Below are 12,622 nucleotides of genomic sequence, written 5' to 3' on the forward strand. Positions count from 1 at the left end.
AATCACTTCCTTAAATCATCTAAAATTTTTGTTTTTTCGATTGTTCTTCCATCTTTATATTTAACAATTCTTGCTGGTTGACCAGCAACAACAGCATTCTCAGGCACATCTTCAGTCACAACAGCCCCTGCTGCAACAACTGCACCTTCACCTACTCTGACACCTTCAAGTATAACTGCATTTGCACCAACCAAGACCCCATCTTCTATGGTTGTTGGTGTTGCACTAGGTGGTTCTAATACACCTGCTACAACTGCACCTGCACCTATATGACAATCCTTACCAATTGTAGCTCTAGCTCCTAATACCGCATTCATGTCAATCATGGTTCGATCTCCAATAACTGCTCCAATATTGATAATAGAGCCCATCATAATAACGGCTTGGTCACCAATCGTAACATATTCTCTAATCCATGTACCTGGTTCAATACGTGCATTCACCTTAGAAATATCTTTCATAGGTATTGCAGAATTTCTACGATCAAGTTCAACAACATAATCAAAGATATTTTCTTTATGATTTTCTAAAAATGGTAATAATGTATTACCTTCTCCAAAGACTACACCATGATTATGATCTCCAAAAAATTTGAATGTATTAAAGTCAATTTTTGAAAGATTTCCTTTTATATATGCTTTTACTGGTGTTTTCTTCGTAGCGTTTTTAATAAATTTTGCTATTTCATATGGATCGTTTAAAAATTCATTCATTTCGTGCCTCCTATTAAATCAGTCATATTATATAAACCTGCTTTTTTTGTTACAATAAATTTTGCTGCTTTCATTGCGCCTTTAGCAAATACATGTTTATCATGTGCAATGTGTTTAAATTCTAAAGTTTCTTCTAAACTTGAGAAAATGATACTATGTTCACCAGGTAAACTACCTAAACGTAAACTGTGAACATGAACACCTTTTAAATCACTATAACCTTCAATTAATGGTAATTCTTTTCTAGACTCATGAACTGCTTGATAAAGTTTAATGGCAGTACCACTTGGACTATCTTTTTTAAAACGGTGATGTTTCTCAATAATCTCGATATCATAACTGGAATCGATTGCTTTTGATACTAATTTAATAGCTTCTTGCAGTAAATGTACACCAAATGAATAATTTTCAGTATAAAATATCGGAATATTTTCTGATGCTTTTTTAATCAGTAAGAAATCCTCACTAGAATATCCTGTAGTTGCAAGTACAAGTGGTAATTTCTTATCGACTGCGTACTCTAATAAACTCTTTAAAACTTGAGGACTTGAAAAATCAATTAAACAATCTGCATCAGGTAAGTCATTTAACTTGGTTTTAACCATTGGACTTTCAACTCTATCAAATCCAGCAACCAAAGTAAAAGAAGTATCATTTTCAATGTTTTCTTTGAGAACTTGTCCCATTTTTCCAAGAATTCCTGATATCACAACTTTAATCATGTTTCACCAACTTATACTTTTTTAGTGCTTCTATTAATAGTTTATCATGTTTCTTATCTATTTTAACTAAAGGTAGTCTAGGACTCCCAACTTCAAAACCCATATGTATTAAAGCAGCTTTAACAGGAATAGGGTTAGTCTCTATAAACATTGATTGGTGTAAATCATTATATTTGATAAAATCAGTTTCATTTAAGTGCTTATGATTCATAATTAGATGTTTTAATTCTTTGGGTACTAAATTTCCAGTAACTGAAATTGCTCCATCACCACCTAATTTTAATGTTTCATAAAGCTGATCATCATTACCTGTTAAAACGATAAAATTTTTATGAGTCTGGTCAATAATTTTCTTAACTTGTTCTAAATCACCACTAGCTTCTTTAATACCTATAATCTTTGGATTTTTACTTAATTTTTTTACACTTTCAACGAATAAATTAATCCCTGTTCTTGAAGGTACATTGTAAAGCATGACTGGTAGGTTTGTTGATTTTGCAATAGTCTCAAAATGTTTTATAAGACCACGTTGAGGCGGCTTATTATAGTATGGTGTTACAACTAATAACCCCTTAGCTCCATAGCTTTCAGCTAATCTTGATAATTTAATACTTTCCTTTGTATCATTGGTCCCTGTTCCTACCATGATTGGTATTTGATTTCCTACTGTATCTACAGAAAACTTAATAATATCTTTCTTTTCCTTTAAAGATAAGGTTTGAGCTTCACCTGTAGAACCTAATATAACAAGAAAATCCGTACCATTTTTAACATGAAAAAATAGTAGTTCTTTTAATACATCATAATCTACTTTTGCGCCTTTAAAAGGCGTAACGAGGGCAACACCTAATCCTTTAAACATTGCTTAAAAACTCCTTAATAATATATTCTGCAATTTGAACAGCATTAGATGCAGCACCTTTTCTAACATTATCTGCAACTGTCCATAACAGTAATTTATTTGGATAATTTAAATCCATTCTGATACGTCCAATATGTACATCATCACTATCCATTAAATCCTTCGGTGTTGGAAATGTTGGATCTTTATAAACCTTAATAAATGATTTTTCTTGAAATGCTTGGATTAACTCTTCTAAATCAACAGGTTTTTTAGTGGTAACTTTCATTGAGACACTATGCCCAACTCGCACAGGTACACGTACACATGTTGCTGAAACAAAAACATCTTGGTTCAATATTTTTCTTGTTTCATTCACCATTTTTAATTCTTCTTTTGTAAATCCATTTTCTGTAAAATGATCAATTTGCGGAATGACATTTTCGTAAATGGATTTTGGATAAAAGATTGGTTCTAATCCCTCTTTGGTTCGATCTAAATCTTTAAGTCCAGGATGACCTGAACCACTTACTGCTTGATAGCTTGTATAATCTACCTCTTCAAGTCCGAATAAATCTTTAATCACCTTTAAAGGTACTACACTTTGGATTGTTGAACAGTTGGGATTTGCAATTAAGTAATCATCTTTTTCAAGTATATTAATATTAACCTCAGGTACGATAAGTTTTATGTTTTCGTGCATTCTGAATGCACTTGAATTATCAATTACATAAATATGTTTTTTAGCTGCCATAGGTGCATAGATTTTTGCAATATCACTGTCTACAGCAAATAATACGATATCCAGTTTGTCGTTAACAAAATGCTCAGTTAATTCTTGAATAACTAAAGGTTTTTCATTAAAGTATACAATTTCACCTTTTGAACGACTTGATGCATATAAACGAACATTGGAAATGGGTAGTTTATAACTTTCTAAAACCTTCAACATTGTTTGACCAACCAATCCTGTTGCTCCAACGATACCTATTTGAATATCTCTCATATAAAATTCCCTTCTAGTATTTTTTCTGCAGGACCTGTTAAGTATATTTGATTATCTTTGACTTCAACAACAAGTTTACCACCTTTAACATCAACAAATACTTCACCTTGATCGACTAATCCTAACATCATAGCATGATAAACAGATGCAGAAACACCAGTTCCACAAGAAAGTGTCCAACCTGAACCTCTTTCAAATGTTTCAACAAACAAATGGTTTCTATGAATCACTTTTACAAAATTAATATTCGCTCCATCCACAAATATTGGATCATTTTGAATACTTTTAGCTTCTTTTTTTAAATCTTCTGTTACATCATATATAATTGCATGTAAAGTTCCAACAGATAGTATATAACCATCCAGTATATTAAAATGATACACGTGATGGCTATCATAACTTTGTGTAAGTTCATCTTCTGAAAATATAAGTTTTGGTTCACCAATATTAACTTTGATCATATCAGAGTCTATGACTATATCTTTTACACCAGATAATGTCTCAATTTTAAATACAGGTTTTGAAACAAGTTGATGATTATAAACAAATTTTGCAAATGCACGAATGCCATTACCACACATTTTTGCAATCGATCCATCTGAATTATAATAATTCATCTTGATATCTGCAACAACAGAACTTGATGGAAATAAAATACCATCGGCACCTACACCAAATCTTCTGTGGCAAACTTTAATTGCAACCTCACTAGGATTTAATACTTCTTCTTTAAATAAAATAAAATCATTACCTGTTGCTTGATATTTTTCTATATACATCCTCATACCATCCTAAACATTAAAGTGTTTAGCCAACACTTCAATAACTTTATCTTTTTTGGAACGATCAAAAGTATATGATATTGAAATCTCGGATGTTGTAACTAATTTAAACTCTAAATCATTATCTGCAAGTACTTCAAACGCTTCAGCTGCTATCCCACTTTGTGTGCGCATAGCACTACCAATTAAAGATACTTTAACCACATCATCAATTCTTAAAATATTGACTACTGGATACTTTACTTTAAACTGATCAAGAACTTCATTGACTGCATCTAAATCATCTGCATGAGCAGTAAAAGCAATATTCATATTGCCACCAATACTAGGATTTTGGTTAATAACATCGACATTAACTTCATTTTTAGCTAAATCTCTGAATAGTTCAGCAGTTAGTTTTGCAGAATAAGGAATACGTTTCATAGAAACCATAATCACTTTATCAGAAACTGCGATTCCAGTTATTTTTTTATCTTCTAAACCATCTTTATAATTCATAATATATGTTCCTTCCTCATCACTTAATGTCTTAGCGACATAAACGATCACACCATGATTTTGTGCGATATCAATACTTCTAGGTTCCATTACTTTAGCACCAAGAAATGCCATTTCCTTCATTTCTTCATAATCGATTTGTTTTAACTTTTTAGCATCTTTATAAAGTCTAGGATCTATTCCGTAAATACCATCTACATCCGTGTATATTTCACAAATTGAATTTAGTTTAGCAGCCAGTGCTACAGCAGATGTATCCGATCCACCTCTACCTAGTGTTGTAATATCACCTTGTTCATTAAATCCTTGAAATCCTGCAACAATAACAATCTTTCCTAATGCGAGTTCACTTTCAATTTTTTCCGTATGAATATCTGATATTTTATTTTTAGTATGCGTACCTTTTGTTAAAATACCTGCTTGAGTACCGGTAAGTGCAATTGAGTTTTCTCCCATTTCTTGTAGTATTAAAGATAATAATGAGATTGAAACAACTTCACCTGTTGAAATCAATAAATCCATTTCTCTTTTATTCGGATACAATGAGATTTCTTTGGCCATTGAAATCAATTGGTTTGTTGTTTTTCCCATTGCAGATACTACGATAATTAATTCATCATATAGTTTTTTTCTTTTTATAATAACTTCAGCAACTTTTTTCATCAGTTCAATCGTTGCTACACTTGAACCTCCAAATTTTAAAACTGCTCTCACTTATAGAACCTCATCATATTGAATTAAATCCATCATGGACTGTCTTTTTACAATCAACTTATCTTTCCCTTTAGAGAGAAATACAACTGCAGGAATTGTGAGTCTGTTATAATTTGATGCCATAGAATAATGATATGCACCTGTTGTTTTAACTAACAATAAATCTCCCGGATTTGCTTTTGGTAGTAAGATGTCATGAATAATAATATCACCGCTCTCACAAGCTTTACCAGCAACCGTATATGTTGTATCAGGTTCATGATTTTCTTTATCAATAATTAAACAATCATATTTTGCTTGATAGAGTGCTGTACGTATATGATCATTCATGGATCCATCAATAAATATATATTTCTTGTGATTGATTGTTTCTTTTGTTTGATTAATGGTGTAGAGTGTATAACCTGCTTCTGCTACGATGCTTCTACCTGGTTCTATCATGACATGAGGCATGATAATACCCAATTGATTAGCAGTTTCATATATAGAATCCAGCATCATTGGTAAAACCTTTTCTAAATCTAATCTAATATCATCTTTTAAGTATTTCACGCCAAACCCACCACCAAGATTTACCGCTTTAAGATCGACATTATATGTATCTTTAACTAATTTATAAAAATTAAGTACAGTTTTTGCATGTTCAATAAAGGATTTTGGCTCTAAAATCTGTGAACCTATATGGGAATGTGTACCAAGAAACTCGATATATGGATGCTTACTTAATTCAAAAATAATTTCAAGAGTTTCCTTATCTTCAATGGAAACTCCAAATTTAGAGTCTAATTTGGAAGTTTTAATGTACTCATGGGTATGTGCATCAATACCTGGATTGATGCGTAACATCACTTTTGGAATATAGTTTTCACTGACAATGTCCATTAATAGTCTAGCTTCAAATGGATTATCAAGAACAATGTAACCAATCTTAAAATTTAATGCCATCTGTAATTCTTCTATTGTTTTATTATTTCCGTGTAAAACGATATGTTTTGGATCAAATCCTGCTTTGAGTGCAGTATATACCTCACCTTGTGATACACAGTCCAACATTAAACCTTCTGACTTTATAAGTTGAACCATTCCAATTGTTAAAAATGCTTTGGATGCGTATATAACTGAAGTTTTTATATCTTTATGTTTAAAATTTTTGATGAATCTTTGACATTGTAGTCTTATTGCATCCTCATCATACACATATAGAGGTGTCTGATATTTGTCTTTAAGTGTTTTAATATCTACGTTTGCTATTTGCATTCATATCGTTTCAATCATCCATGAATGATTGCCTTTCATTTTTTATTTTTTAAAAATAAAAATCACTGCAAAAGCTAGTGATTATACTAAAACTCTTGCCTATTCTCAAATAATGCGCAATTCTTAAACCTTTAGGCGAGTTTTAAGAAACAGTTGTAAATTTATTCAATTTACACCCAGCAAATCTAGTTGCTTCGGCGGTAACACCTTTTCCAGTCATGGTACTATTTGTTATCCGCAGCCTCATTATATGAGATGATTTATTTTTCATTGTATATTATAACATGTTATTAAAAAAAAGTACGATATTCATCTTTTTAATGAATATCGCACCTTTTTATGCAATAAAATCAAATTTTGGAATGATATATGCTTGCTTAGCAAGTGGTAATTCCCAAACAAGTGGTAAACTCGTTGACCAAGAAGTGTGTCCTAACTCTTTTTGAGTTTCAACCAGTTCAACAAATATATCTAAAACGGTTTTACGTGTATAAATGACATTAGGAAGATTTCTTAAAGTTGAACTACTTCCAAATATATAATCATTGACAGCCATTAAGTACGTTTGATTACTTTGAATTTGACCACTTGATAGTCCATCTTTAAAACTTAATCCATGATTACCTGTTTCACCAAGTAGAATTGAACCTGTAACTTCAACTAATACTACTGTATTGTCAAAAGGAGAAATTTGGAATAGTTTTGCGTAACTAATATCTTCATTTTGTAAGATAGAGTCTCTTGTTCCACCAAAGTTATGGACACCTACATCGGCACCAAAGTAAGATTGCATCAACTTAGCTATAAATATCGTAAGTTCACTTTGACTATAATAATTTGATGATTTCATAATCGGTTCGTATAAAGATTCAATTTCTTCATAAAAACCTTCTATTTTTAATTGAATACTCGCTTCTTCTGTTCGTAATCTAGCATCATTTGATTCATTTAAATTCTTCATTGTAAAACTTGTTACACCTAAACCCTTTTGGTAATGAATTAAAACATTACCTAGGTTTTCACCATATGCTCCTGTTTGAAGTAATGGTTTACCATTGACTTCTTGAGTGTAAGCCTGATGTGTATGACCATTAAATATCATATCTACTTTCTTATCCCCTGTAAAACCTGCAACTTGATTATTAAACTGTGAAGAATCGGCATGGTTAATTGCAATTACAATTTCTGCACCTAATTCTTTACGAACATATTCTGCCCAATATCCAACACGCTCTATCGGATCAATAAATGTATGATCTTTAACTCTTGCATATGCAATCGAACTTTCAAGACCATAACCCATCGTTCCAATTACAGCTATTTTAACACCTTGTTTTTCAATTATTGTATAAGGCTCAAATCCATCTTCCAGGGTATTGGTTTCTTTTTTATATACATTAGCTCCTAGAAGTGGGTAATTTGCTTGTAATGGAAATGATCCGTCAAAATATTTTGTAACTTCTTCAATTCCCCAATCAAATTCATGATTACCGATAACAAATGCATCAAGTTCCATGTCATTGAGGAGTTCAATCACAGAGGCACCATCATACCAATTTGAAATGATTTGACCTTGTAACATATCTCCACCAGCCAGGAATAATGTTTCTTCTGGTTTATTTTCTTTTTCATTCATAATAACATTTGCTATTTTAGCTAATCCCATAGAGCTTTCATCTTCTAATATAGCTCCATGTAAATCATTTAAATAATATATATTTAAACTAATCTCATCATCTGAAATTGAACGAACCACTTTAACTTCACTAAACTCCTGATATTTTTTGTCATCATAGTTTAGATTAAAAATTAAAGCATATTCACCCACTTGATCATAGTTAACTAAGGCATCATTATAAGTAACATATTCTAACAAACTTGTTCCATCGGATAATTCAGCAACAATATCTTCCATAAAATCAGGTGTTTCATCATCGATATAGTGTATATATTGTTCAGGTGCTTCAAATATAATTTCTAAAGGTACAGGTCTTACGCATGCTTGTAGAATCATTAAAACAAACAACATCATAAACCCAGTCATAATCTTTTTCATAGTAAACCTCAATCTTTTAGAGTCTATTAAATATTATAACATGATAGTACCTTTAAATTCTTTGTAAGAAGCATAATAAAAGGGATGAAATATAAGTTCATCCCAATTTTTCTATTAATCTTCAAATACTTTAAAATCATTTTTTTGATGATGTTTAACAGAATACATTGCGATATCTGCTTTTCTCATCAAATCTGTAATCTCAGTTCCATGAAGTGGATATACCGCATATCCAATAGATGCTGTCACTTGGAATCGGTAATCCCTATAGACAAAACCTTTATTTAAGATGTTTGTAACGCGTTTAATACGTTCTTCTAAAACTTCTTTATTACGTTGATAATTTACAACAAGTACAAATTCATCTCCACCATAACGTGCGATGAAATCGTCTTCTTCTAAATTGTTTTTTAATTTTTGTGCCATGAGTTTTAAGACTTCATCACCAGCATCATGTCCATACATATCATTAATTTGCTTAAAGTCATCTAAATCTATAGTAACAATAGCAAATTTTTCAAAGGAATTCTTAGCTCCTTCTATATATTTCAAAAATTTTCTTCTGTTTGGTAATTCTGTTAATAAATCATAATGTGCATAATAATAAAGTTTTTCTTTTAATTTGTGAATTTCACTGATATTTGTAAATGTCATTAATGTGTGAACATTATCATCATATTGAATAAATGAAGTGTTCAGTAAACACTGAATTCTTTCCTTATTTGAATTCATAATAGAAAGTTCGGTATTTTGAATATTTGGATTCATTTCATAAATATCTTGAAGTAGATCCTGATCAACAAGTTCAAATAGTTTTGCATGTGTAATATTTGAATCAACAATGTCTTTGGATTGATAACCAAAAATATCTGCAAATTTTTGATTAATCTCAATGATCATTCCATCTTCATTCAACATCATCATTGCCAGTGGTGATTCATTAAAAATGATTTTAAACTTTTCATGTTCTTGATCAACTTTAACATGTGTTTTTTGATTAATAAACAAATTAAAGTAAATCGCCATCATGATAAATAACAAATATTGAATTAACATCAACGTGTATCCTAAATCATTTGCAATCAAAGCATTTGTGTTGTTTAAATCTACATTGAAACCATTAATTGATCTTATCGCTGAAACTATAACGAGTGATAAAAGTATAGTGATAAACATATATTTATCCATTTTATTCTGTTTGTCACCATGAATTAAAAGAATCATGATACTTCTCACATAAGTATATATGAGTGCGAGTTGCAACGCCAATATTTGAAACGAAATCTGATCATCAAACCATAGAAAATATAGTGCAAGTGAGAATAATAAAAAATTAATAATGATGACATCTAAATGTAAATTTTTTAAAATAAAGAATCGGGAGATACCTCTTAAAAGTAAAATATTTCCTAACATAAACAAAGCTAAAATAAAAGGAACAAAAATGAATTTTGTTTCAAGCGTTGTTAAACCTGAGATTACAAGTGCGATAGAGTTTAGGTTTACACCTACAATCCACTCACGAATTCCCTTAAATTGTTCTTTGAGCCTTTGATATGAAATTAATGTTAAAAGCGTGATGATAGATGTGACAAAAAAGGCTGTTATTGCTAAAGATGTATAAACCATGTTCTCCCCTAATGATTTATTATATGAACATTATATACTATTTATTAATTTTGTCCATGCTAATTTATATGAATTTACATAAAAAAAGCGAAAACTTATTCATTTTTCGCTCTTAAACATCATTTTATATCCAATCTCCGTTAAAAATTGAGTTTTTAACGACTACATAGTCTACTTTAGTTAATGCTTCTAAATCCCTACCACCAGCATATGAAATTGATGATTGTAGATCTTCTCTCATTTCTTTAAGTGTAGATTCTATTTTACCTTTATAAGGTATTAATATCTTTTTACCTTCGACATTGATTTTTTCACCTTTTTGATATTCAGATGCTGAACCAAAATATTCTTTCATTGTTTGGCCATTGATTTCAACTGTATTACCTGGTGATTCCTCATGACCAGCAAATAAGAAACCAATCATAATCATGGATGCACCAAATCGAATGGATTTTGCAATATCACCATGAGTTCTTATACCGCCATCAGCAATCAAAGGTTTTCTAGCTACTTTAGAACATCTAGAAACTGCAGCTAACTGCCAACCACCTGTACCAAAACCTGTTTTAATTTTAGTAATACAAACCTTCCCTGGTCCAACACCAATCTTAGTCGCATCAGCACCAGCATTTTCAAGTTCACGTACTGCTTCAGGTGTTGCAACATTTCCAGCTATTAAAAAGCTTTTAGGTAAATGTTTTTTGATATGATGAATCATTTCAATGACTGAATCACTATGACCATGTGCAATGTCTATTGTAATATAGTCAGGAATTAAATTCTCTTTTGCAAGAGTTTCAACAAATATATATTCATCAGTTTTTACACCCACTGAAATGGATGTATACAGATTAAGACTTTGCATTTTTTTAATAAAAGGAATTCTTCCACTTTCATCAAATCTGTGCATGATATAAAAATAATCATTCGATGCTAGAAAAATTGCTAACTTCTCATCGATGATGGTACCCATATTTGCAGGAACCACTGGTAGTTTAAACGTTCTTGGTCCAAACTGTACACTTGTGTCACATTCACTTCTTGATTTAACAATACATTTTGAAGGAATTAACTGTATATCTTCATAATCAAATACTTGCATGCTCATTCTCCTTTTTGTAAAACCAATTTATATTATCATAGATTGTCTTACATGTCCACTTATTCAACTAAATGTTTTTAAATTCAATCAAGGTATACAGTTCATTTTCTGTATCAAAGAATTTGATAAGATATCCTTCACTTGTTTCAAAAAGTTTTAAATGCATTTGTGAGTCTAATTTAAATGACTTTTTATATTCACCTATAACTGTATTAAATTCATATGATCTTGGTAACATGTTATATGCAAAATCTACATAGAAAGCATTATTCAAATGTTGATAATAATCAATATGAGATTGTTTTACAGTTATGATTTCTTCTTTTATAAATGTTAATGCTCTATCTAATTCTATTTTTCTTCCCTCATATTTCATGGGATGTTTTTCTATGGGCTTTATACTTTTAAGTGTGTAGTTACTTAATCTATGTGGACTTAAGTCTTTTAAATGGATAAATGATCCTACGCAATAAGATTCAATTAAAAGTTCACCCATCAAATCATAACATAGTGTATTTCTATATCCATAAAATGACTTTGTTTCGTAAGGAAAGGTTATAAGTTCTAATAGATTCTTATTTTTCGGCCATCTTTTGATGTGTACATATCGATAGTTTAAAATAATACCGAATTCATCTCTTTTTGCCTCATCAGATAAAGGCTTCAAATGTTCAATGTGCGCACCTTCTACATCTTGAATCATATTAATTACATCTAAAAGTCGCATCTGATGATTATAACCTATTTCTGATGCTTGAACGATTCTTGTTTCTTTATACATATTAAACCTCATTCTATAATTTTTTAACTACTCGTATTCATAAAAACATGCTAAAATAGTCTTGATTATGAGTCTATTGGAAGGTGATTATATGAATTTTTTATTAAAACTCATTTTGAATCGAATGATATTATCTATATTGATTATTTTTTTATTTGCTTTAGATTATAACTTTATTACGTTTAATCCAAATCAAGTATATTCACTGAACAGACCACCTGTTGAGGCTCAAGCCACAGAATATTATGAAATTCAATTTGGAGAACCAATACTATATATAGAAATTACTTATTTCAATAATAGTATTCATTTGGTTCCAACAACAGACTCCTCTGTTACCTCTTTAGTTTTAAATCAACCTTTAGTTCCATGGTATTACTATGCTTTGTCATTAGCCCTTGCTAATATCATACCATTTAGATGGTTTTTTAAAAAGGATAATCATAAACAGAATAAAAAAATGAAGTAACTCAAATTAAATAGCATTTTTTACACATTATTTAATCAAATGTATTATCATT

12 protein-coding genes and 1 riboswitch are annotated in these 12,622 nt (G+C 30.5%); of the genes, 1 reads left to right on the forward strand and 11 read right to left on the reverse strand.

What is annotated here, in order from left to right:
- Nucleotides 1-2: 2 nt before the first annotated feature.
- The 11 genes from dapD to B5X49_RS01645 all read right to left on the reverse strand — a co-directional run bounded on the left by dapD (nucleotide 3) and on the right by B5X49_RS01645 (nucleotide 12,101).
- On the reverse strand, nucleotides 3-713 hold the full coding sequence (dapD, locus tag B5X49_RS01595) for a 2,3,4,5-tetrahydropyridine-2,6-dicarboxylate N-acetyltransferase (RefSeq protein ID WP_045749436.1): 711 nt from the start codon (nucleotides 711-713) through the stop codon (nucleotides 3-5).
- Nucleotides 710-1,435, reverse strand: coding sequence for a 4-hydroxy-tetrahydrodipicolinate reductase (gene dapB, locus B5X49_RS01600; protein ID WP_045749437.1), 726 nt, complete (start codon nucleotides 1,433-1,435; stop codon nucleotides 710-712). The genes dapD and dapB overlap by 4 nt, the downstream gene beginning before the upstream one ends.
- Nucleotides 1,428-2,297, reverse strand: coding sequence for a 4-hydroxy-tetrahydrodipicolinate synthase (gene dapA / locus B5X49_RS01605; RefSeq protein ID WP_045749438.1), 870 nt, complete (start codon nucleotides 2,295-2,297; stop codon nucleotides 1,428-1,430). The genes dapB and dapA overlap by 8 nt, the downstream gene beginning before the upstream one ends.
- A complete protein-coding gene (locus B5X49_RS01610; RefSeq protein WP_045749439.1) occupies nucleotides 2,290-3,282 on the reverse strand; it encodes an aspartate-semialdehyde dehydrogenase in 993 nt (330 codons plus the stop codon). Before B5X49_RS01610 ends, dapA begins: the two co-directional genes overlap by 8 nt.
- Nucleotides 3,279-4,061 carry a diaminopimelate epimerase gene (gene dapF / locus B5X49_RS01615; protein ID WP_045749440.1) on the reverse strand — a complete coding sequence of 261 codons (783 nt, stop codon included), beginning with the start codon at nucleotides 4,059-4,061 and terminating at the stop codon, nucleotides 3,279-3,281. The genes B5X49_RS01610 and dapF overlap by 4 nt, the downstream gene beginning before the upstream one ends.
- A gap of 12 nt (nucleotides 4,062-4,073) precedes the next feature.
- On the reverse strand, nucleotides 4,074-5,276 hold the full coding sequence (locus tag B5X49_RS01620) for an aspartate kinase (RefSeq protein ID WP_079560608.1): 1,203 nt from the start codon (nucleotides 5,274-5,276) through the stop codon (nucleotides 4,074-4,076).
- Nucleotides 5,277-6,533 carry a diaminopimelate decarboxylase gene (gene lysA, locus B5X49_RS01625; protein WP_045749441.1) on the reverse strand — a complete coding sequence of 419 codons (1,257 nt, stop codon included), beginning with the start codon at nucleotides 6,531-6,533 and terminating at the stop codon, nucleotides 5,277-5,279.
- A 104-nt stretch (nucleotides 6,534-6,637) separates the two neighbouring features.
- Nucleotides 6,638-6,788: riboswitch (Lysine riboswitch) on the reverse strand.
- Between the two features lie 82 nt (nucleotides 6,789-6,870).
- Nucleotides 6,871-8,589, reverse strand: a complete 1,719-nt coding sequence (locus B5X49_RS01630; protein WP_045749442.1) for a bifunctional metallophosphatase/5'-nucleotidase — start codon at nucleotides 8,587-8,589, stop codon at nucleotides 6,871-6,873.
- A 114-nt stretch (nucleotides 8,590-8,703) separates the two neighbouring features.
- Complete coding sequence (locus B5X49_RS01635; RefSeq protein WP_045749443.1) at nucleotides 8,704-10,218, reverse strand: sensor domain-containing diguanylate cyclase; 1,515 nt, start codon at nucleotides 10,216-10,218, stop codon at nucleotides 8,704-8,706.
- 124 nt (nucleotides 10,219-10,342) lie between these two features.
- Nucleotides 10,343-11,320 carry a GMP reductase gene (gene guaC / locus B5X49_RS01640; protein ID WP_045749444.1) on the reverse strand — a complete coding sequence of 326 codons (978 nt, stop codon included), beginning with the start codon at nucleotides 11,318-11,320 and terminating at the stop codon, nucleotides 10,343-10,345.
- 67 nt (nucleotides 11,321-11,387) lie between these two features.
- Nucleotides 11,388-12,101, reverse strand: a complete 714-nt coding sequence (locus B5X49_RS01645) for an acyl-ACP thioesterase domain-containing protein (RefSeq protein WP_045749445.1) — start codon at nucleotides 12,099-12,101, stop codon at nucleotides 11,388-11,390.
- A 91-nt stretch (nucleotides 12,102-12,192) separates the two neighbouring features.
- Here B5X49_RS01645 and B5X49_RS01650 point away from each other — a divergent pair, with 91 nt between their 5' ends.
- Entirely contained in the window at nucleotides 12,193-12,570 is a 378-nt protein-coding gene (locus B5X49_RS01650; protein WP_045749446.1) for a hypothetical protein, read from the forward strand.
- Nucleotides 12,571-12,622: the final 52 nt, after the last annotated feature.

Origin of the sequence: Acholeplasma oculi, assembly GCF_900166985.1 — a bacterium.
In the GTDB taxonomy this organism is placed as follows: Bacteria; Bacillota_I; Bacilli_A; order Acholeplasmatales; family Acholeplasmataceae; genus Acholeplasma; species Acholeplasma oculi.

What these genes read in the sequence shown, in the direction of transcription:
- B5X49_RS01610 (WP_045749439.1), bottom strand. Translation starts at nt 3,282, where the DNA reads ATGAGAGATATTCAAATAGGTATCGTTGGAGCAACAGGATTGGTTGGT.
- B5X49_RS01650 (WP_045749446.1), top strand. Translation starts at nt 12,193, where the DNA reads ATGAATTTTTTATTAAAACTCATTTTGAATCGAATGATATTATCTATA.
- dapA (WP_045749438.1), bottom strand. Translation starts at nt 2,297, where the DNA reads ATGTTTAAAGGATTAGGTGTTGCCCTCGTTACGCCTTTTAAAGGCGCA.
- B5X49_RS01630 (WP_045749442.1), bottom strand. Translation starts at nt 8,589, where the DNA reads ATGAAAAAGATTATGACTGGGTTTATGATGTTGTTTGTTTTAATGATT.
- dapB (WP_045749437.1), bottom strand. Translation starts at nt 1,435, where the DNA reads ATGATTAAAGTTGTGATATCAGGAATTCTTGGAAAAATGGGACAAGTT.
- B5X49_RS01635 (WP_045749443.1), bottom strand. Translation starts at nt 10,218, where the DNA reads ATGGTTTATACATCTTTAGCAATAACAGCCTTTTTTGTCACATCTATC.
- lysA (WP_045749441.1), bottom strand. Translation starts at nt 6,533, where the DNA reads ATGCAAATAGCAAACGTAGATATTAAAACACTTAAAGACAAATATCAG.
- guaC (WP_045749444.1), bottom strand. Translation starts at nt 11,320, where the DNA reads ATGCAAGTATTTGATTATGAAGATATACAGTTAATTCCTTCAAAATGT.
- dapF (WP_045749440.1), bottom strand. Translation starts at nt 4,061, where the DNA reads ATGTATATAGAAAAATATCAAGCAACAGGTAATGATTTTATTTTATTT.
- dapD (WP_045749436.1), bottom strand. Translation starts at nt 713, where the DNA reads ATGAATGAATTTTTAAACGATCCATATGAAATAGCAAAATTTATTAAA.
- B5X49_RS01645 (WP_045749445.1), bottom strand. Translation starts at nt 12,101, where the DNA reads ATGTATAAAGAAACAAGAATCGTTCAAGCATCAGAAATAGGTTATAAT.